Genomic DNA, 19,777 nt, shown 5'->3' on the forward strand with positions numbered 1-19,777 from the left:
GATCCTGGTCGGGCCCAGACTTTAGCAGAGCCGCGCGGCAGCGTTGGCTGCTCAGCCCCGGTATTCGTCCTTCAGCCGCACGTAGTGGTCGGCCGAGTACTGCAGCGACTCGATCTCCTTGTCGCTCAGCGTGCGTGCCGGCCGGGCAGGGTTGCCGACCCACAGCTCGCCTTCGCCCACCACCTTGCCGGGGCCGATCACCGCACCGGCGCCGACGAAGCCATGGCGCTCCACGCGGGCACCGTCGAGGATGCAGGCGCCCATGCCGATCAGGCTGTAATCGCCGATCGTGCAGGCGTGGATGATGCAGCCGTGGCCGACGGTCACGCCTTCGCCGATCAGGGTCGGGTAGCCGGCCTTGTTGTACGGGCTGTGGTGGCTGACGTGGATGATGGTGCCGTCCTGCACGTTGGTGCGTGCACCGATGCGTACGTAATTGACGTCACCGCGGATGACCGTGCCCGGCCACACCGACACGTCGTCGCCCAGTTCCACGTCGCCGATGATCGTGCACGACGGGTCGATGTACACGCGCTCGCCGAGGACGGGCATCTTGTCGCGGAAGGGGCGCAGCGGGTTCATCGGGGTCTCCGGAAATCAGGGCGTTCGCGACGATGATACCCGCGTGGTCCGCACGCCGCGTGCCTGCCGCGGGTAGTGCCGGCCGCTGGCCGGCAACCACGGAAATCCAGGCGTGCCGCGCGGTTGCCGGCCAGCGGCCGGCACTACCAGAGGCAGGTGCGGCTCTTCATTCAGGCGCGTGCTCGGCCAGCATCTGCCGGAACAGCTCATCCAGCCACGCAGCATCACCTCGTCCGGCGGGCAGCTGTGGCGCCTGCGCAGTCCGGATGGCCAGTTCACGATCGATGTAGTCGCTGATCGCCGCAATGCGCGGCCCGGCGGCGACCTCGGCGCTGGCCCGCTTGACCGCCAGCAGGGCATCGATGACTTCACGCACCGCACCGTCTGGCAGCAGCCGGTCCAGCAGATCCTCGAAGGCCATCGGCGGGGGTGTCTGTTCGTGCTCTATCCACTGGCAGGCCAGCAGTGGGCGCAGCACGTACAGGTACTTCTTGGTGCGCACCGTTTCGCCACGCAGGTAGCCGCGATGGTTCGAGCGCGCCATGTTGAAGTAGTGCCACCAGGTGCCCAGCGGTGAATGGAACGCTTTCGCTGCTTCCCACAACTGTGACACCGCCGCCTGATCCTGCTGGTAGACGATCGGCGAGCGCAGCCACTCGATCAGTGTCGGATTGGATTCTGAAACCAGTCGCAGTGCCTTGCGCAGGTCCCAGCCGCTCACGTCGAGCTCATCGTCGATCGGCAGTTCGATCACATCGCGCTGCGCTTCGCCGGGACCGGTGCTCTCGTTGACGCTGAGATACCAAGGCTGGCGATGCACGTAGATGAAGCGCGCGTCGTAGTCGCTGTCGGGCGAGGAAAAGCCCCAGCCGCGGCTGCCCGACTCGCACGCCAGCAGCACGCGTACGTCGTAGCGCTGTTCGATGTCAGCCAGGGTGGAAAGGATGGCGGCGCGCTTGTCCGGCGCGATCGGGTGGATGTCGTCCATGCAGTTGTGTTCGTAATGTCGAGCGTGCTCGACTGTAACGCAGGTGCGCACCGGTAGTGCCGGCCGCTGGCCGGCAACCACGGAAATCCAGGCGTACCGCGCGGTTGCCGGCCAGCGGCCGGCACTACCGGCTAGGGTTCGTAGCTGTAGCCCATGCCGTACACCGAACGGATCGGCTCGCCTTCCATGCCGGCGTCGGCCAGCTTGCGGCGCAGGTTGCGCACATGGCTGTCGACGGTGCGGTCGACCACCACGCGATGGTCCAGGTACAGCCGGTCGAGCAGTTCATCGCGCGCCCAGATCCGGCCCGGGGTGGCCAGCAGCGTGCGCAGCAGGCGGTACTCCACCGGCGTCAGGTCCAGGCCCTTGCCGTTCCAGGTGGCGCGTGCGGCCGGCTCGTCGATGTGCAGGCCACCGTTGGCGCGCGCACCCGGGTCCGGGCGATAGCGGCGCAGCACCGCCATTACCCGCGCGACCACTTCGCGCGGACTGAACGGCTTGCAGATGTAGTCGTCGGCGCCGATCTCCAGGCCCAGCAGGCGGTCGATCTCTTCCACCCGTGCGGTGACCATGATGACCGGTACATCGCTGCTGGCACGCAGTTCGCGGCACAGGTCCACACCGTCGCGCTGCGGCAGCATCAGGTCCAGCAGCACCAGGTCGGGCTGGTAGCGCGCGAATGCGTCGATCACCTGGCCACCGTCGTCCACCCACTCGCTGGCCATGCCGGCGGCGGCCAGGTAGTCGCGCAGTACCGAGGCCAGGCGCGGCTCGTCCTCGACGATCAGGATCTTCGTGGACGTGGCGGGCGACGTGCTCATGCAGGCTCCGGCAGGCTGATGACCACGCGCAGCCCGCCCAGCGGCGAGGGCGCGGCGTGGATGACGCCGTGGTGGGCGAGGATGATGTTGTGGCTGATGGCCAGGCCCAGCCCGCTGCCGCCACTGGCGCGGTTGCGCGAACTTTCCACGCGGTAGAAGCGTTCGAACAGCAGTGCACACTTGTCGGGCGGAACGCCCGGCGCGGTGTCTTCCACGACCAGCTGCACGCCGGCAGGCACGCGCGCTGCCTGCACGCGTACGCGGCCACCGGCATGGGTGTAGCGCAGTGCGTTTTCCAGCAGGTTGGCCAGCACCTGCTGCAGGCGCCGTTCGTCACCGGACACCTGCAACGGCGTGGCGGGCAGGTCTTCTTCCAACGCCAGGCCTGCATTGGCGAAGCGCACGCGCATGCCATTGAGTTCGCTGCGCAGCAGCGCCACCAGGTCCAGTGGCGCGAAGCGGTACGCCAGGCCGCCGGACTGGGTCATCGACAGGTCGTGCAGGTCGTCGATCAGCTTGCCCAGCTGGCGGATCTCGCCCTGCAGGCCCACCAGGTTGGCCCGGTCCAGCGGACGGATGCCATCTTCGATCGCCTCCAGCTCGGCGCGCACCACGGCCAATGGCGTGCGCAGCTCATGCGAGATGTCGGCAATGAAGGCGCGGCGGTTGCGTTCGGTATCGTCCAGCGCCTGCGCCATCCGGTTGAAGTCGTTGACCAGCGCGTCCAGCTCATCGTCACTGGTGCGCTCGATGCGGGTGGCGTAGTCACCGGCGGCTAACCGGTGGGTGGCAGCGGCCAGCTTGGCAAGGCGCTGGCGCAGCGCACGCGATACCAGCCAGGCCAGCAGTACCGTCACCAGCAGTAGCGCGATGCCGATCACCCACCAGGCGCGCACCTGGGTGTTGTAGAAATTCAGGTCGTTGGTGGCGATGACGGTCTGGAACGGCACCATGCCCAGCCAACCGACGGTCTGCCCGTCCACCTGCACCGCATGCGGCTCGTCATCGCTGGTGGCGTCGGGGTTGCCGGCCACGAAACGGTGCTGCGCGTCGAACAGGCCCAGGCGCGACGGCACGCCGGTCTGGTCGGACAGCGACGGCACCGGTCCTTCGTGCCCATGGGCCAGGTCCGGGCGCAGCAGCCGCGCCCAGCGGTCGCCATCACCGTGCAGATGCTCCCAGCCACCGTGCTCGCGGTACTCGCGCTGCAGGTGTGGCATCAGCCGCTGCATGCGCAGGTCGCCCTGGTCGTTGAGGTAGTCCAGGAAGCCGGTCTGGAAGGCCACGCGGCTGGCAACACCGTTCACTGCCAGCACCAGCAGGCAGGCGGTGAAGATCGCGAGGAAGGTCTTCGCGGTCAGGCCGAATTTGAGTTGGAACTTCGCCATCGCGAAGGCCATTAGCGGCGCATGCGGCGCCGAAAGCAAGCGCCAGCTGAGCCCGTCGCACAATCTCCATATTCTCTTCACAGTTTCACGGCAGCGTGCACGGGTCAACGCAAGGCCCCCACGCCCCCCATGTCCCTCCTGCGCCCGCTGTCCCGTTCCCCGCGTCCCCTGCTGTTGCCCCTGCTGCTGGCCCTGGCGGCCTGTTCGGCGGGCAGGACCGATGCCCCGGCCATGCCCGAAGTGGGCGTCATCATCGCCCGCGCGCAGCCGCTGGCACTCCAGCAGACCTTGCCCGGCCGTGCCGTGCCGTTCGAGATCTCCGAGGTGCGGCCGCAGGTCGGCGGCCTGATCCGCCAGCGGTTGTTCACCGAAGGCCAGCAGGTCAAGGCAGGGCAGCTGCTGTACCAGGTCGACCCGGCACCGTACCAGGCGGCCTTCGATACCGCGCGCGGGCAGCTGGCGCAGGCCGAGGCTACCGTGTTGTCGGCACAGCCGAAGGCCGAGCGTACCCGCGCGCTGGTGAGCATGGATGCAGCCAGCAAGCAGGACGCCGACGATGCCACCTCGGCATTGAAGCAGGCGCAGGCCAACGTGATTGCCGCGCGCGCTGCATTGCAGGCTGCCCGCATCAACCTCGACTACACCCGGGTGACCGCCCCCATCGACGGCCGCATCGGCACCTCCAGCGTCACCGCCGGCGCGCTGGTCGCGGCCGGCCAGGATACGGCACTGGCCACCATCCAGCGGCTGGACCCGGTGTACCTGGATGTCACCCAGTCCAGCACGCAGATGCTGGCGCTGCGCAAGCAGCTCGATGCGGGCCTGGTGAAGGCCATCGATGGCAAGGCACAGGTAAAGGTGCTGCTGGAGGACGGCAGCACCTACGCGCATGAAGGCACCTTGGAGTTCGTCGGCAGCGCAGTGGATCCGGGCACCGGCAACGTGAAGCTGCGCGCGGTCATTCCGAACCCGGACGGCCTGCTGTTGCCGGGCATGTACCTGAAGGCGGTGCTGCCGATGGCCACCGACGCGCGTGCCCTGCTGGTGCCGCAGAAGGCGGTGGTGCGCAACGAACGCGGCGAACCGCTGCTGCGCCTGCTCGACGCCAAGGATCATGTGGTCGAGCGCCGCGTCAGCACCGGCCAGGTGGTCGGTAACCAGTGGCAGATCACCAGCGGCCTCAAGGCTGGCGAACGGGTGATCGTCAGCAACGGCAGCGCGGTATCGCTCGGCCAGCAGGTGAAAGCGGTGGCGGCCACGACGGCGCAGTTGGCGGCGATGCCGGCGGTCGATCCGAACGGCAACACCGACGAAAAGTCGCACTGAGGCCTGGCCCACATGGTTCGTTTCTTCATCGACCGGCCGATCTTCGCCTGGGTGATCGCCATCGCGGTCAGCCTGCTCGGCCTGCTCGCGATCCTGATCCTGCCGGTGGACCGCTACCCGCAGATCGCCCCGCCCACCATCACCATCCGCGCCACCTACACCGGCGCCTCGTCCCAGACCGTGGAAAACGCGGTCACCCAGGTCATCGAGCAGTCCCAGCAAAGCCTCGATCACCTGATGTACATGACCTCGACCAGTGCCTCCGACGGCTCGGCGCAGGTCAACCTGGTGTTCGCCACCGGTACCAATCCGGATACCGCGCAGGTGCAGGTGCAGAACCAGCTGCAGGCCGCCATGGCCACGCTGCCGCAGGCGGTGCAGCAGAACGGCCTGACCATCACCAAGTCCAGTGGTTCGATCTTCGAGGTGCTGTCGTTCACCAGCGAAGACGGCAGCATGGACAACTTCGATGTCGCCAACTTCATGGAAGCGCGCATCGATGACCAGATCAGCCGCGTCAGCGGTGTCGGCAACATCCAGCCGATCGGCCAGGAATACGCCATGCGCATCTGGCTGGATCCGGAGAAGATGCGCCAGTACGCGCTGATGCCGTCGGACATCGAGACCGCACTGCAGGCACAGAACACCGATGTCTCCGCCGGTGAGCTGGGTGGCCAGCCGGCGCTGAAGGGCCAGCAGCTCGACGCCACGGTAACCGCGCGCAGCCGCCTGCACACGCCCGAGCAGTTCGCGCAGGTGGTGCTCAAGGCCGATGCCAACGGCAGCGTGGTGCGTCTGGGCGACGTGGCGAAGATCGGCCTCGGGCCGGAAAGCTACGACAGCATCAGCACCTTCAATGGCAAGCCGTCGGCGTCGCTGGGCATTGAACTCAATGCCGGTGCCAACGCGATCGCCGTCTCCAAGGCCATCGATGCACGGCTTCAGCAGCTGCAGAAGTACTGGCCGCATGGCTACACCGCCCACGTGGCCTTCACCACCACGCCATTCGTGACCATTTCGCTGAAGGAAGTAGTGATCACCCTGATCGAAGCGATCATCCTGGTGGTGCTGGTGATGTACCTGTTCCTGCAGAACTGGCGCGCCACGCTGATCCCGACCATCGCGGTGCCGGTGGTGCTGCTGGGCACGTTCGGCGTGCTGGCTGCATTCGGGTATTCGATCAACACCCTGACCATGTTCGCACTGGTGCTGGCCATCGGCCTGCTGGTGGACGATGCCATCGTGGTGGTGGAGAACGTAGAGCGGGTGATGACCTTCGAAGGGCTGGCGCCGAAGCCGGCCACGCTGAAGGCGATGGGCCAGATCACCGGCGCGCTGGTCGGCATCGTGCTGGTGCTGACCGCGGTGTTCCTGCCGATGGCGTTCTTCAGCGGTGTAACCGGGGTGATCTATCGCCAGTTCTCGGTGACGATCGCCGCCGCGATGATCCTGTCGGTGCTGGTGGCGATGACCATCACCCCGGCACTGTGTGGCAGCATCCTGCACCAGATTCCCAAGGGCGGCCATCCGCATGGCGACCACGGTGGCGAGCCGAGCCTGCTGGGCAAGTTCTTCATCTGGTTCAACCACCGCTTCGAGCGTACCTCCAACGGCCTGCGTCACCGCGTGGATCGTTTCCTCGGCCGCCGCTCGCTGGGCGTGCTGTTCTACCTGGTGCTGAGCGTGGCCACCGGCCTGTTGCTGTGGCACCTGCCGGGCGCGTTCCTGCCCGATGAAGACCAGGGCATGCTCAACGCGCTGGTGAAGCTGCCGGCCGGTTCCACGCTGGAGCAGACGCGGGCGGTGATGGATCGTCTGAGTGCCGTCGCGGTGAAGGACGACGGCGTGCTCTCGATCCAGGCCACCGCCGGCTTCAGTGTTACCGGCAGCGGCCAGAACGTCGGCCAGGCCTTCATCCGCCTGAAGGACTGGGATGACCGCAAGGACGACGCCGATACCATCGCCGCACGCTTGACGCGGGCGATGGCCAGCGTGCCCGATGCGCAGGTGTTCATCACCTCGCCACCGGCCATCCTGGGCCTCGGCGATGCGGGTGGCTTCACCCTGGAACTGCAGGACGAAGGCGGTGCCGGCCATGCCGCCGCCGTGGCCGCGCGCAACACGCTGCTGAAAGAAGCCGCCAAGGACCCGAAGCTGGTCAACGTGCGCTACGCCAGCCTGGAAGACGCGCCGGTATACGCGGTGAAGGTGGACGACGCCAAGGCGCAGGCGATGGGCGTGAACCCGCAGGACGTCAATGACACCTTGAACGCGGCGTTGGGCGGCGACTTCGTCAACAACTTCATCTACAAGGGACGCATCAAGAAGGTGTTCATCCAGGGCACCGCCGAAGCACGCATGCAGCCGCAGGACATCGAGCGCTGGAGCGTGCGCAACCAGGCCGGGCAGATGGTGCCGCTGTCGTCGCTGATCAGCACGCATTGGACCAGTGCGCCGGCCGCACTGCAGCGCTACAACGGCGTATCAGCGATGGAAATCACCGGACAGCCGGCGCCGGGCGTCAGCTCCGGCGAGGCGATGGCCGAGATCGCGCGGCTGGCCGACACACTGCCGGAAGGCTTCAGCCATGCCTGGTCGGACATGGCCTACCAGGAACAGTTGTCGGGCAACCAGGCGCCAATGCTGTACGCCATCTCGCTGCTGTTCGTGTTCCTGTGCCTGGCCGCGCTGTATGAAAGCTGGGCGGTGCCGTTCGCGGTGATGCTGGCGGTGCCGGTGGGTGTGTTCGGTGCGGTGCTGATGATGAACCTGCGTGGCCTCAACAACGACGTGTACTTCCAGGTCGGCCTGCTGACCACGATTGGTCTGGCAGCGAAGAACGGCATCCTGATCGTCGAGTTCGCGCGCATCCTCGAACAGCAGGGCAGGGACACCCGCGACGCAATCCTGCAGGCGGTCTACCTGCGGCTGCGGCCGATCGTGATGACTTCGCTGGCGTTCCTGATGGGCGTGTTGCCGCTGGTGTTCGCCACCGGGGCCGGTTCGGCCGCGCGCCGTTCGCTGGGTACCGGCGTGGCCGGTGGTACGGTGGCCTCGATGGTGCTGGGCATGTTCTTCGTGCCGTTGTTCTACCTGCTGGTGCGCCGCCTGTTCCCGGGCCGCGCGCCGGCCGACGCCACTGTCCCGGAGACAAGTCCATGAAGCCGATGCTGCTGCGCGCCCTGGCGGCCGCAACGATGACCGCCGTGCTGGGCGGCTGCGTGAGCATGGCCCCGCACTACCAGCGACCCGAGGCGCCGGTGCCGGCACAGTTCGGCAATGCCGCCATCGGCGCGGCCGAACCGGCACTGGCGATGCCGGCCTGGCGCGACGTGTTCCTGGAACCGCGCCTGCAGCAGGTCATCGCGCTGGCGCTGCAGAACAACCGCGACCTGCGCGTGGCGGTGCTGCAGGTGGAGAAGGAGCGCGCGCAGTACCGCATCCAGCGCGCGGCACTGCTGCCGTCGGTGGATGCCAGCGGCAGTGTCACCCGTTCGCGGGTGAGCGATGCCAACAGCGAGACCGGCGTAACCCAGGTGACCGAATCCGATGCCGTGCAGGTGGGCATCAGCAGCTGGGAGCTGGACCTGTTCGGGCGTATCCGCAGCTTGAAGAACGAGGCGCTGCAGAACTGGCTGGCCAGCGCCGAGAACCAGCGCGCTGCGCGCACCAGCCTGGTGGCTGAAGTGGCGACGGCGTGGCTGGCGCTGGCGGCCGACGAGCAGTCGCTGGCATTCACGCAGCAAACGCTGGACAGCCAGCAGCAGACCCTTCAGCGCACCGAGGCCCGCCATGCACAGGGGCTGGCCTCGGGCCTGGACCTGTCGCAGGTGCAGACCAGCGTGGAAGCCGCGCGCGGTGCGCTGGCGAAGCTGCAGGCCCAGCAGGCGCAGGATCGCGATGCATTGCAGCTGTTGGTGGGGGCACCGCTGGATCCGGCCCTGCTGCCAACCGCGCAGGCGCTGGGTGGCAGCGTCGCATTGGCGCCGCTGCCCGCCAACCTGCCGTCCAGCGTGTTGCTGCAGCGCCCGGACGTGCTGTCCGCCGAGCATGCATTGCAGGCGGCCAACGCCGATATCGGTGCCGCGCGCGCCGCATTCTTCCCGACGCTGGCGTTGACCGCCAACTACGGCCACAGTTCCACCGCGTTGTCGACGCTGTTCTCGGCCGGCACCCGTGGCTGGTCGTTCGCGCCCAGCATCACCGCGCCGATTTTCCATGCCGGTGCACTGAAGGCCTCGCTGGATGCCTCGAAGATCGGCAAGGACATCGGCATCGCGCAGTACGAGAAGGCGATCCAGCAGGTCTTCAGTGAGGTGGCCGATGCGCTGGCCACGCGCGATCACCTGACCGCGCAGCTGGACGCGCAACGCGCGTTGGTGGCTGACAGCCAGCGCAGCTACACCTTGGCCGATGCGCGCTACCGCACCGGACTGGATGGCTACCTGCAGTCGTTGGATGCGCAGCGCAGCCTGTATGCCGCGCAGCAGGACCTGATCGCCCTGCAGCAGCAGGAAGCGGGCAACCGGGTGAAGTTGTTCAAGGTGCTGGGTGGTGGCGCCGACGCGCGGTAACGCGCCCGCCAATGTGGGTGTGTCTTCCGCTCCGGTAGGTGCCGACCTTGGTCGGCACAAATGCATGCAGCATCGCGATCTGATGATTCGTGCCGACCAGGGTCGGCACCCACCAGGGCAGACTCATGTGCCGACCCAGGTCGGCACCCACCAGAAGCAGGTGCGACCGCTTATGCCACGCGGCCGCGGCGCGCCCGCTCCAGATGCACCAGCAGCAGCGAGATCGCTGCCGGGGTCATGCCCGGGATGCGCTGCGCCTGGCCGATGGTCTGCGGGCGCACGCGCTCCAGCTTCTGCAGCGCTTCGGCCGACAGCCCGCGTACCGTCGCATAATCGAAGGCTTCAGCGATCGGCGTGGCTTCGTGCCGCTGCTGCCGCTCGATCTCCTCGCGCTGGCGATCCAGGTAGCCGGCGTACTTCACGCCGATCTCCACCTGCTCGGCCACCTTGGCGTCGGCCACGGCCGGGCCCAGCGATGGCACCTGCATCAGCTGCGCGTAATCCAGCTCGGGGCGCTTGATCAGGTCCAGCACATTGGTTTCGCGGCTGACCGCCACGCCTAGCGTGTCCTGTACCTCGCGGCCCAGTGCATTGGCCGGGGTCGCCCACAGTGCGCCCAGGCGCGCGCGCTCGGCGGCGACGGCGGCCTGTTTGGTCTCGAACGCGCTCCAGCGATGGTCATCCACCAGGCCCATTTCGCGGCCGGCGGGGGTCAGGCGCTGGTCGGCATTGTCCTCGCGCAGCTGCAGGCGGTATTCGGCGCGGCTGGTGAACATGCGGTAGGGCTCGTTGGTGCCGTGGGTGATCAGGTCATCCACCAGCACGCCCAGGTACGCCTCGTCGCGGCGCGGGCACCAGCCATCCAGTCCACGTACCTGGCGTGCGGCGTTGAGGCCGGCCAGCAGGCCCTGCGCGGCCGCTTCTTCATAGCCGGTGGTGCCGTTGATCTGGCCGGCGAAGAACAGGCCGTTGACCAGCTTGGTCTCCAGCGAGGCCTTCAGCCCGCGCGGATCGAAGAAGTCGTACTCGATCGCGTAGCCGGGGCGGGTGATGTGCGCGTTCTCGAAACCACGGATGCTGCGCACCATCTCCAGCTGCACGTCGAACGGCAGCGAGGTGGAGATGCCGTTGGGATAGATCTCGACGATGCCCAGGCCTTCGGGTTCGACGAAGATCTGGTGGCTGGCCTTCTCGGCGAAGCGCACCACCTTGTCCTCGATGGACGGGCAGTAGCGCGGGCCGATGCCTTCGATCTGGCCGCTGTACAGCGGCGAGCGATGCAGCGCCTCGCGGATGATCTGGTGGGTCTGTTCGGTGGTGTGGGTGATCCAGCAGCTGACCTGCTGCGGATGCTCGTCCACCGAGCCGAGGAAGGACATCACCGGGCGCGGCGAATCACCGGGCTGTTCGTCCATCACGCTGTAGTCCAGCGAGCGGCCATCGATGCGCGGCGGCGTGCCGGTCTTCAGGCGGTCCACCTGGAACGGGCGCTCGCGCATGCGCGCGGCCAGCGTGGTGGCCGGCGGGTCGCCCATGCGGCCGGCGGCGTACTGGGTGGGGCCCACGTGGATCTTGCCGGCGAGGAAGGTACCGGCCGTCAGCACCACGGCCCCGGCGTCGAAACGCAGGCCGGTCTGGGTGATGACGCCGCGCACGGCGTCGCCTTCGATGACCAGATCGTCCACTGCGGCTTGGAACACGGTCAGGTTGGCCTGGCCTTCGACGATGGCGCGGATCGCCATGCGGTACAGGTTGCGATCGGCTTGGCAACGGGTGGCACGCACGGCCGGGCCCTTGGAGGCGTTCAACGTGCGCCACTGGATGCCGGCGCGGTCGGCGGCATGCGCCATCGCACCGCCCAGGGCGTCGATTTCCTTGACCAGGTGGCCCTTGCCGATGCCGCCGATGGCCGGGTTGCAGCTCATCGCGCCCACCGTTTCGATGTTGTGGGTCAGCAGCAGGGTGCGCACGCCGGTGCGGGCCGCGGCCAGCGCGGCTTCGGTGCCAGCGTGGCCACCGCCGATGACGATGACGTCGTAACGATGGAAGGACGGATTCATGGGGGCTGTTCAGCTGGGGGCGGGCGCGGCCGGGGGGCGGCGCCGGGGTGGCGATTTTAGCGCCATTCGGGTCCGGGACGTCGGCACCGGTCGGCCGGCGCCGAAATCAGCCCTAAAGTTGGCAGGATTTTTGCAGATAACCCAATAGCACCCACCGTGGCTGGCGCCGTAGGCGCCCGTGACCGGAATTGGAACAGGGGCCGGTACAGGCGCACGGTGGGGGAGCAGAGGGCCGGCAGTCGGGGACTGTCCGGCCCTGTTTTTTTGGGGTGCCGGGAAAGGCCCTGTCCACGCATGGCGTGGATCTACTGACGCTGGGTCTCTCGCCGGTTGGCGGCCCGGCAAAACAAACGGCCCCGCATTGCGGGGCCGTCTGCCTTCAGAGGTGCCGACATCCGACAGGGCCGGAACAGGGGGGATCCAGATGTTCCTGTCGGATATCGACGTAGAGCTTTTTGCGGCGGCCCGTGTCGTTTTTGTCACTTTGTGACGCGGGCCGTCACTGTCCGCGTAGATTGCGGCTTGGACCGTGTGAAATGCAAGACGGTTCAGCGCTCAACTGTGCGCTGCGTCGCACGATCCATGTTGCGCCAGGGGGAACCGTTCATCCTCGGCGCACTCGGTGCCGGGGACGGGCGGGCCTGCGGCGCGGGCGCCGGCGGCTGCATGTTCGATTGCGGCGGGCGGCGCATCGAATCCATGTTCCGCCACGGGGAACCGCCGTTGTACGACGGCCGCGGCGGCGGCGGCGGACGGTTCTCGCCACCGTTGCCGGGCGGACGCGGCGGCGGGCGGTGGTTGTGCGGCGGGCGGTAGATCGGGCGCGAGTAGTACGGGTTGCCATAGCCGCCGTAGTAGCCGCCATAGCCACCGTAGTACGGGTAGCCGTAGTTGTAGGGATAGCCGGCCGGGTAGCGGTACTCCACCGACGGCGCGCCGTGGTAGTAGCCGCCACCGCGGCCACCGCCTACATAATCGTAGGTGGTGCAGCCAGTCAGGCCCAACAACAGGCCACCGGCAAGCAACAGGCGCATTTTCATGGTGGGTCCCCCCAGAGGACGGATGTGCAGCCAGCTTCGTGCGCGGGCATTGAATCGGCCCTTAATTCGGCTGGCCAGGATGAATGGAGGCGTAGGCCTGCATGCTGGCATGACCTGTGCCCCGGTCGCCAGCGCGGGGGCATACGTTAATCTTGCGTCATGAGCGATTCACTGTTGCCCCGCGCCGATGATGTCCTGCTTGCTGCTGCGAGGATTGCCCCGCATGCCAGCGTGACCCCGGTGCTGCGCTCGCGCACCCTCGATGCAATGACCGGCGCGCAGTTGGCCTTCAAGGCCGAGCACCTGCAGCGTGGTGGCGCATTCAAGTTCCGTGGTGCCTGCAATGCGGTGTGGTCGCTGGATGCCGATCGCGCCAGTGCTGGCGTGGTGACCCATTCCTCCGGCAACCACGGCGCCGCGCTGGCCCTGGCCGCACGCACCCGGGGCATCCCCTGCCATGTGGTGGTGCCGGAGGGGGCGGTGGCCGCCAAGCTGGCCAACATCGCCCGCCACGGCGCCACGCTCTGGCGCTGCCCGCCGACCATCGCCGACCGCGAGGCCACCTGCGCCAGGGTGCAGGCCGATACCGGCGCAACCCTGGTGCATCCCTATACGAACCCGGCGGTGATGGCCGGGCAGGGCACCGCGGCCCTGGAACTGCTGCACAGCGACGGCCCGTTCGACGCGCTGGTGGTGCCGGTGGGCGGCGGTGGCCTGGCCAGCGGTACCGCGCTGGCCCTGCAGCATGCCAGTCCGCAGACCCGGCTGATCCTGGCCGAGCCGGCCGGCGCCGATGACACCGCGCGCTCGCTGGCCATCGGCGAGCGCCAGGGTGCGTTCACCCCGGACACCATCTGCGATGGCCTGCGTACTCTGATCGGCGCGCCCAATTTCGAGTTGCTGCGCGCCGCCGGTGCCGAGGCGATCGTGGTCGATGACGCCGCGACGCTGGCGGCGATGCGCCTGCTGTGGGACGTGCTCAAGCAGGTGGTGGAGCCCTCTTCGGCCACCGTGCTGGCTGCGGTGCTGGCGCAGCCGCAGCGCTTCGCCGGCCTGCGCGTGGGCCTGGTGTTGTCCGGCGGCAACGTCGACCTGCCAGCGCTGCGCTGGGGGGCGGCGTGAGCCGCGGGCGGCACCGCGAACGCACCGGCCTGCTGGGCTGGTTGTGGCGGCTGTTCGTGCTGCTGGTGATCTGGCTGCTGGGCGTGACCGCCTGGATCGTCTGGGTGGGTGAACGCGACCAGGCCGCCAAGGCCGACGCCATCATCGTGCTGGGTGCGGCCGCCTATGACGCCAAGCCGTCACCGGTGTTCGAAGAACGCATCCGCCACGGGCTGGATCTGTATGAAGCACGCTATGCGCCGCTGCTGATCTTCACCGGTGGCTATGGCGGCACCGGTGCGCGCTTCTCCGAGTCGCAGGTGGCGCGGCGCTACGCGCTGAAGCATGGCGTGCCGGACGATGCGATCCTGATCGAAACCGCTTCGCGCAATACCGTGCAGAACCTGGTTGAAGCCAAGCGGCTGATGGACCAGCGCGGCCTGCACCGGGTGATCGTCGTCAGCGATCCGCTGCACATGGCGCGCGCGCTGCGCCTGAGCAAGGCGCTCGGCATCGATGCGCTGGCCTCGTCCACGCCCAGCACGCGCTTCCGCAGCTTCCATACCAGCTGGCGCTTCCTGGTGCAGGAAATCTATTTCTTCCACCGCGACCTGGTGCGCCCGCCGTTGAGTTCGCCGGCCAATACCTGAGGGCGGAAGCCTGCGTTGCGCACGGCGTCGCATTGGGTAGTGCCGGCCGCTGGCCGGCAGATGGCCATCATGGAATCGTGAGGTTGCCGGCCAGCGGCCGGCACTACCAGACGATCAGGTCTGCTTGCGGCGGATTGGAATCGCCGACACCGCTCGAATTTGGTGGGTGCCGACCTTGGTCGGTACAACCTGTCAGATCGCGATGCTGCCGGCATTGTGCCGACCAAGGCCGGCACCTACCAGAGTGACGGCCGGCGCCTACCAGAGCGATTCGCGTATGGCGTCGCATTGGGTAGTGCCGGCCGCTGGCCGGCAGATGCCCACCATGGAATCGTGAGGTTGCCGGCCAGCGGCCGGCACTACCAGACGATCAGGTCTGCTTGCGGCGGATCGGAATCGCCGACACCGGCACCGAGGCGACGTCATGCCCGCCTTCGCGGATCGGCGCGCCCGGATCCGGTGCCCAGGCGTGGGCGTAGATCACTTCCCAGCTGCTGGGTAGCTTGCCGTCGGCACGGCGCATCGGCTCGTATGCGGCGGCGGCAGCGGCGAAACGACCACGCCCGGTCAGCGTATGGCGGCGGTCCACCCGCGCGTTGGTCGCACCCATCGCGCGCAGCTCGCGCATCAGCGAGGGCAGGTCGTCGTAGGTCAGGGTGAACAGATCGCGGTCCAGCACCGGGTCGCGGAAGCCGGCCATCATCAGCGCGTCGCCGAACTGGGCGATCTGCGCGAAGCGGCTCACGTGCGGACGATCATCGGCGGCGGCGAACGCTTCGTTGAGTTCCACCAGGGTTTCCGGGCCGAAGGTCGAGCACAGCAGCAGGCCACCGGGCTTGAGCACGCGACGGAATCCGGCAAACACCGCCGGCAGGTCGTCCACCCACTGCAGGCACAGGTTGCTGAAGATCACATCCACGCTGTTGTCGGCCAGCGGCAGCGCGGCGGCATCGCCGCACAGGCGCTGGAACGGCTTCCACCACCCGGCCTGGCGCTTGGCCTGGTCCAGCATCGGCAGCGCCACATCCAGCGCGATCACCTGCGCCTTCGGCCAGCGCTTCTTCATCAACGCACTGGCATGGCCGGTACCCGCGCCGATGTCCAGCACCACCTCGGGCTTGCGTGCCTCCAGGTAGTCCAGCGATTCGATCAGTCGCGACTGCACCTCGCGCTGCAGGGCGGCGGCGGCGTCGTAGCTGCTGGCGGCACGCGCGAACGCGCGGCGGACGTGGCGGGCATCGAAGTGGGACGGCATTGCGAAAGTCTCTTAGAACGTACCGGGGTAGGCGCCGCCGTCGATCAGCAGGTTCTGCCCGGTGAGGTAACCGGCCTGCGCACTGCACAGGAAGGCGCAGGCGGCGCCGAACTCGTCCGGCGTGCCGAAGCGGCCGGCGGGAATCTGCTGGCGGCGGCGCTCGGCCACTTCGCCAGCATCGCCGTCCTTGCCCGCACTGTGGGCGAAGTTGGCGCGCAGGCGGTCGGTGTCGAACTGGCCGGGCAGCAGGTTGTTGATGGTGACGTTGTGGGCCACGGTGCGGCGCGACAGGCCGGCGACGAAACCGGTCAGGCCGCTGCGCGCGCCGTTGGACAGCGCCAGGATGTCGATCGGGGCCTTCACCGCCGACGAGGTGATGTTGACGATGCGGCCGAAGCCGCGCTCGATCATCGCGTCGACGGTGGCGCGGATCAGCGCGATCGGCGCCAGCATGTTGGCGTCCAGCGCGGCAATCCAGTCGTCGCGCTCGAAACTGCGGAAATCACCGGGCGGCGGACCACCGGCGTTGTTGACCAGGATGTCCACCTGCGGGCATGCGGCCAGTGCCGCAGCACGGCCGGCCTCGGTGGTGACATCGGCGGCAACCGCGCGCACCTCGGCAGCGGCGGGCACGGCACGCAGTTCTTCAGCGGCGGCCTGCAGCGCAGCGTCACCACGGGCCACGATCACCACGTTCACGCCCTCGCGCACCAGCGCACGCGCGCAACCCAGGCCCAATCCCTTGCTGGCGCCGCAGACCAGTGCCCAGCGGCCGTTGATGCCCAGATCCATGCGTCAGTCCTGCGGAATTCGGAAGGTGTTCATTGTCCGCCATCAGCCGGCGACAGGGCGGCAACGAAGTGTTGCAGGGCGGCGGCCACTTCGTCGGCATGGCCAAGGAACGGCGCGTGGCCGCCGTGGGCGATGGTCAGCGCCTGCGCACCCGGGGCCAGTGCTGCGGCGGCCTGCATCGCCACCGGAGACACCAGCCGGTCACGCTGGCCGGCGATCCACAGGCTGGGCTTGCCCAGCGTTGGCAGTGCGCCGCGCAGGTCAGTGCTTTCGAGCAGGCGCAGGCCTTCCAGCAGGGCGCGTTCGGTGGGCGCACCGCGCTCGACCAGGCGCTGGCGCAGGGTGCGCAGCTCCTCGCGGGCGTGTGCCGAGCCCATTACGTCCAACGCGAGGAAGCGTTCCAGCGTGCCGCCGAAGTCGGTCGCCAGCTCGCGGCCGAACTGCTCGAACACCGCCGGCTCCACCGCGTGCGGCCAGTCATCGCCTCGCACGAAGCGCGGCGTGGCGGCGATCATCGCCAGCCCGCGCACCTTTGGCAGCGTGGCCGCCGCGTGCAATGCGAACAGGCCGCCCAGTGACCAGCCGCACCACACCGCCGGCGGCGTAGCCGCGGCAATGGCACCTACCACGAACGGCAGGCGCAGCGGCGTGGTGTCCTCGCGGCTGTGCCCATGGCCGGGCAGGTCGACCAGATGCAGGGTGAACTGGTCCGCAAGCCGCTGCACCAGCGGCGCGAACACGCCGCCCTGCAGGGCCCAACCGTGGATCAGCACCAGGTCCGGCCCACGGCCGGTGACGTCAATATGCATGGGCAACGACACGGAACTCAGGCAAAGACAGGCAGCGGCGGTGGCGCGGCTTCACGCACGGCCAGGGCCACGCGTTCGCGCGCGCTGGCGATGGCCTCGACCAGCCCCCGCACCTGTTCCGGCGTGTGCAGCGCAGACAGTGTCACCCGCAGGCGCGCCTTGCCTTCCGGCACGGTCGGCGGGCGGATCGCACCGACCAGCCAGCCGGCCTGTTCCAGCGCCGTGGACATGGCTACGGCGGTGTGGTCATCGCCGCACAGCAGCGGTTGGATCGGCGTGTCCGAAGCCATCAGGTCCAGCCCATGGCGGCGTGCTTCGCTGCGGAACAGCGCGATCAGGTCTGCTAGTTTGGAACGGCGCCAGTTGTCCCTGCGCGCCAGGCGCACCGCTTCAAGCGCAGCGGCGGCCATCGCTGGTGGCAGGGCGGTGGTGTAGATGTACGGGCGTGCGGTCTCGGCCAGATGCTCGATCAGGTCGTCGCGGCCCAGCACCAGTGCACCGGAACCGCCCAGTGCCTTGCCCAGCGTGACCAGCTGCAGCGGCACATCGTCCACACCCAGCCCGGCGGCGGCCACGGCACCCCGGCCATCACCGACCACGCCTACACCGTGCGCATCATCCACATAGAACAGCGCCTGCTGCAGGCGTGCCACAAGCGACAATGCACGCAGCGGTGCGATGTCGCCATCCATGCTGAAAACACCATCGGTGGCCAGCATTGCCGCGCCATCGGGCGCATGCTTGAGCTGACGCATTGCGCCTTCCGCATCCAGATGCGGATAACGGCGCAGGCGTGCACCGGCCAACCGGGTGGCGTCGAGCAGGCTGGCGTGGTTGAGCTTGTCCTGTACGCAGACATCGTTCTCTTCGCTCAGCAGCGCCTGCTGCACCGCCAGGTTGGCGGCGAAGCCACTGCCGAACAGCAGCGCACGCGGATAGCCAAGCCATTCGGCCACCTCGCGTTCCAGCGCCTCATGCAGGGCATGATGGCCGCAGACCAGGTGCGAGGCACCGGCGCCAGCGCCTTCGCGTGCGGCGGCGTCCTGCAGCGCGTTGACCACGCCGAACTGCTGGGCCAGGCCGAGGTAGTCGTTGCTGCAGAAGCCGGTCAGCCACTGGCCGTCCACTTCCAGACGCACGCCATCGCGACGGGTGACCGTGCGTCGCGTGCGGCGACGGCCTTGGGCATCGCGCAGGGCGCGCTGGGCGTGGAGGCGGGCGGTCAGGTCGGGGCGGGCCATGGTGGCTGAATGCGTCGACGGGGCGGCTAGGGTAGCGCGTTGCCGCGGCGGCTGCTTGCGGCCCGTCTCAGGCCGCGTGAGCGCAGCCACAGCCGGGCGTATCGGCACTGATATCGGCGTGCACGGTGCCGCCGTGGTCGTGGCCCTCGGCATCCACCTGCACCGCCATCGGCTGCAGGCCCAGCCGGGCGAACAAAGCCAGGTCGCGCTCGCTCTCCGGGTTGCCGGTGGTCAGCAGTTTGTCGCCGTAGAAGATCGAGTTGGCACCGGCCAGGAAACACAGTGCCTGCAGTTCGTCACTCATCGCCTCGCGCCCGGCCGACAGCCGCACCATCGAGCGCGGCATGGCGATGCGCGCCACTGCGATCATGCGCACGAACTCGAACGGGTCCAGCTCGGCACTGCCATGCAGCGGCGTGCCCGGCACCTGCACCAGCTTGTTGATCGGCACCGAATCGGGATGTGCCGGCAGCGAGGCCAGCGCCAGCAGCAGGCCGACGCGCTGCGCGCGCGTCTCGCCCATGCCGACGATGCCACCGCAGCAGGTCTTCAAGCCGGCATCGCGCACGTGCTCCAGCGTATCCAGACGGTCCTGGTACTGGCGCGTGTGGATGATCGAATCGTAGTAGTCCGGCGCGGTGTCGAGGTTGTGGTTGTAGTAGTCCAGGCCCGCATCCTTCAGCGCACGCGCCTGCTCGCCGCTGAGCATGCCCAGCGTGGCGCAGGTCTCCAGCCCCAGTGCCTTCACCCCGGCGATCATCGCCGCCACCTTCGGGATGTCGCGGTCCTTCGGCGATCGCCACGCGGCGCCCATGCAGAAGCGCGATGCACCGGCGGCCTTGGCCTGGCGCGCCTTGGCCAGCACCGCGTCGGTCTCCATCAGCTTCTGCGCGTTCACCCCGGTGCTGTAGCGCTGCGCCTGCGGGCAGTACGCGCAGTCTTCCGGGCAGCCTCCGGTCTTCACCGACAACAGCGTGGACACCTGCACCTGCGCCGGATCGAAGTGCTCGCGGTGCACCGCGGCGGCGCGGAACAGCAGCTCGGGAAACGGCAGATCGAACAGCGCCTGCAGTTCGTCGTGTTGCCAGTCGTGGCGGATGGCAGCAGCCATGGCGGGACCTTGGGTACGAGTGGAGCGAGGGCGGCAGTG

Annotated in this window: 16 protein-coding genes; 5 read left to right on the plus strand and 11 right to left on the minus strand. The window is 68.3% G+C overall.

Annotation, left to right across the window (positions count from 1 at the left end; genetic code table 11):
• Window positions 1-51: 51 nt before the first annotated feature.
• The 4 genes from AC5P60_RS06865 to baeS form a co-directional block, all read right to left on the minus strand.
• Window positions 52-582, minus strand: a complete 531-nt coding sequence (locus AC5P60_RS06865) for a gamma carbonic anhydrase family protein (RefSeq protein WP_033833769.1) — start codon at window positions 580-582, stop codon at window positions 52-54.
• A 166-nt stretch (window positions 583-748) separates the two neighbouring features.
• Window positions 749-1,570, minus strand: coding sequence for a nucleotidyltransferase domain-containing protein (locus AC5P60_RS06870; RefSeq protein ID WP_483693382.1), 822 nt, complete (start codon window positions 1,568-1,570; stop codon window positions 749-751).
• A 131-nt stretch (window positions 1,571-1,701) separates the two neighbouring features.
• Window positions 1,702-2,391 (minus strand): response regulator, encoded by a 690-nt coding sequence (locus AC5P60_RS06875; RefSeq protein WP_005414809.1) that lies wholly within the window; start codon window positions 2,389-2,391, stop codon window positions 1,702-1,704.
• A complete protein-coding gene (baeS, locus tag AC5P60_RS06880; RefSeq protein ID WP_033833768.1) occupies window positions 2,388-3,791 on the minus strand; it encodes a sensor histidine kinase efflux regulator BaeS in 1,404 nt (467 codons plus the stop codon). Before baeS ends, AC5P60_RS06875 begins: the two co-directional genes overlap by 4 nt.
• A gap of 117 nt (window positions 3,792-3,908) precedes the next feature.
• Between baeS and smeA the strand changes: the two genes are divergently transcribed.
• From smeA to smeC, 3 genes are read left to right on the plus strand one after another with little or no spacing between them, the layout of a single operon-like run.
• Window positions 3,909-5,105: a multidrug efflux RND transporter periplasmic adaptor subunit SmeA gene (smeA, locus tag AC5P60_RS06885; protein WP_049403680.1), complete on the plus strand. Its 1,197-nt coding sequence runs from the start codon at window positions 3,909-3,911 to the stop codon at window positions 5,103-5,105.
• Between the two features lie 12 nt (window positions 5,106-5,117).
• Complete coding sequence (gene smeB, locus AC5P60_RS06890; RefSeq protein ID WP_088470439.1) at window positions 5,118-8,267, plus strand: multidrug efflux RND transporter permease subunit SmeB; 3,150 nt, start codon at window positions 5,118-5,120, stop codon at window positions 8,265-8,267.
• Window positions 8,264-9,679, plus strand: a complete 1,416-nt coding sequence (smeC, locus tag AC5P60_RS06895; protein ID WP_495201718.1) for a multidrug efflux transporter outer membrane subunit SmeC — start codon at window positions 8,264-8,266, stop codon at window positions 9,677-9,679. Before smeB ends, smeC begins: the two co-directional genes overlap by 4 nt.
• 170 nt (window positions 9,680-9,849) lie before the next feature.
• Here the strand turns inward: smeC and mnmG are convergent, their stop codons facing one another.
• Together mnmG and AC5P60_RS06905 are read right to left on the minus strand one after the other, a co-directional pair.
• On the minus strand, window positions 9,850-11,739 hold the full coding sequence (gene mnmG / locus AC5P60_RS06900) for a tRNA uridine-5-carboxymethylaminomethyl(34) synthesis enzyme MnmG (protein ID WP_483693380.1): 1,890 nt from the start codon (window positions 11,737-11,739) through the stop codon (window positions 9,850-9,852).
• 548 nt (window positions 11,740-12,287) lie between these two features.
• A complete protein-coding gene (locus AC5P60_RS06905; RefSeq protein WP_483693379.1) occupies window positions 12,288-12,779 on the minus strand; it encodes a hypothetical protein in 492 nt (163 codons plus the stop codon).
• A 159-nt stretch (window positions 12,780-12,938) separates the two neighbouring features.
• On the opposite strand from AC5P60_RS06905, the gene AC5P60_RS06910 reads away from it, so the two are divergent.
• Window positions 12,939-13,901, plus strand: coding sequence for a pyridoxal-phosphate dependent enzyme (locus tag AC5P60_RS06910; protein ID WP_033833763.1), 963 nt, complete (start codon window positions 12,939-12,941; stop codon window positions 13,899-13,901).
• Complete coding sequence (locus AC5P60_RS06915) at window positions 13,886-14,530, plus strand: YdcF family protein (protein ID WP_024958800.1); 645 nt, start codon at window positions 13,886-13,888, stop codon at window positions 14,528-14,530. Before AC5P60_RS06910 ends, AC5P60_RS06915 begins: the two co-directional genes overlap by 16 nt.
• Before the next feature lie 370 nt (window positions 14,531-14,900).
• Here the strand turns inward: AC5P60_RS06915 and bioC are convergent, their stop codons facing one another.
• The 5 genes from bioC to bioB all read right to left on the minus strand — a co-directional run bounded on the left by bioC (window position 14,901) and on the right by bioB (window position 19,738).
• Entirely contained in the window at window positions 14,901-15,785 is an 885-nt protein-coding gene (gene bioC / locus AC5P60_RS06920) for a malonyl-ACP O-methyltransferase BioC (protein ID WP_005414800.1), read from the minus strand.
• 12 nt (window positions 15,786-15,797) lie between these two features.
• Window positions 15,798-16,577 (minus strand): SDR family oxidoreductase, encoded by a 780-nt coding sequence (locus tag AC5P60_RS06925; protein ID WP_049453741.1) that lies wholly within the window; start codon window positions 16,575-16,577, stop codon window positions 15,798-15,800.
• Between the two features lie 29 nt (window positions 16,578-16,606).
• The gene (gene bioH, locus AC5P60_RS06930) at window positions 16,607-17,386 is read right to left on the minus strand and encodes a pimeloyl-ACP methyl ester esterase BioH (RefSeq protein ID WP_033833757.1); all 780 of its coding nucleotides are present in this window, start codon (window positions 17,384-17,386) and stop codon (window positions 16,607-16,609) included.
• A gap of 17 nt (window positions 17,387-17,403) precedes the next feature.
• On the minus strand, window positions 17,404-18,627 hold the full coding sequence (gene bioF, locus AC5P60_RS06935) for an 8-amino-7-oxononanoate synthase (protein WP_483693378.1): 1,224 nt from the start codon (window positions 18,625-18,627) through the stop codon (window positions 17,404-17,406).
• Window positions 18,628-18,694: 67 nt separating this feature from the next.
• Window positions 18,695-19,738 (minus strand): biotin synthase BioB, encoded by a 1,044-nt coding sequence (bioB, locus tag AC5P60_RS06940; RefSeq protein ID WP_049404388.1) that lies wholly within the window; start codon window positions 19,736-19,738, stop codon window positions 18,695-18,697.
• Window positions 19,739-19,777 lie beyond the last annotated feature (39 nt).

This window comes from Stenotrophomonas sp. YJH_SMC_120, from assembly GCF_059368675.1.

What these genes read in the sequence shown, in the direction of transcription:
- AC5P60_RS06875 (WP_005414809.1), bottom strand. Translation starts at nt 2,391, where the DNA reads ATGAGCACGTCGCCCGCCACGTCCACGAAGATCCTGATCGTCGAGGAC.
- mnmG (WP_483693380.1), bottom strand. Translation starts at nt 11,739, where the DNA reads ATGAATCCGTCCTTCCATCGTTACGACGTCATCGTCATCGGCGGTGGC.
- baeS (WP_033833768.1), bottom strand. Translation starts at nt 3,791, where the DNA reads ATGGCCTTCGCGATGGCGAAGTTCCAACTCAAATTCGGCCTGACCGCG.
- AC5P60_RS06910 (WP_033833763.1), top strand. Translation starts at nt 12,939, where the DNA reads ATGAGCGATTCACTGTTGCCCCGCGCCGATGATGTCCTGCTTGCTGCT.
- AC5P60_RS06870 (WP_483693382.1), bottom strand. Translation starts at nt 1,570, where the DNA reads ATGGACGACATCCACCCGATCGCGCCGGACAAGCGCGCCGCCATCCTT.
- bioH (WP_033833757.1), bottom strand. Translation starts at nt 17,386, where the DNA reads ATGCATATTGACGTCACCGGCCGTGGGCCGGACCTGGTGCTGATCCAC.
- smeC (WP_495201718.1), top strand. Translation starts at nt 8,264, where the DNA reads ATGAAGCCGATGCTGCTGCGCGCCCTGGCGGCCGCAACGATGACCGCC.
- smeA (WP_049403680.1), top strand. Translation starts at nt 3,909, where the DNA reads ATGTCCCTCCTGCGCCCGCTGTCCCGTTCCCCGCGTCCCCTGCTGTTG.
- bioB (WP_049404388.1), bottom strand. Translation starts at nt 19,738, where the DNA reads ATGGCTGCTGCCATCCGCCACGACTGGCAACACGACGAACTGCAGGCG.
- smeB (WP_088470439.1), top strand. Translation starts at nt 5,118, where the DNA reads ATGGTTCGTTTCTTCATCGACCGGCCGATCTTCGCCTGGGTGATCGCC.
- bioC (WP_005414800.1), bottom strand. Translation starts at nt 15,785, where the DNA reads ATGCCGTCCCACTTCGATGCCCGCCACGTCCGCCGCGCGTTCGCGCGT.
- AC5P60_RS06905 (WP_483693379.1), bottom strand. Translation starts at nt 12,779, where the DNA reads ATGAAAATGCGCCTGTTGCTTGCCGGTGGCCTGTTGTTGGGCCTGACT.
- AC5P60_RS06925 (WP_049453741.1), bottom strand. Translation starts at nt 16,577, where the DNA reads ATGGATCTGGGCATCAACGGCCGCTGGGCACTGGTCTGCGGCGCCAGC.
- bioF (WP_483693378.1), bottom strand. Translation starts at nt 18,627, where the DNA reads ATGGCCCGCCCCGACCTGACCGCCCGCCTCCACGCCCAGCGCGCCCTG.
- AC5P60_RS06865 (WP_033833769.1), bottom strand. Translation starts at nt 582, where the DNA reads ATGAACCCGCTGCGCCCCTTCCGCGACAAGATGCCCGTCCTCGGCGAG.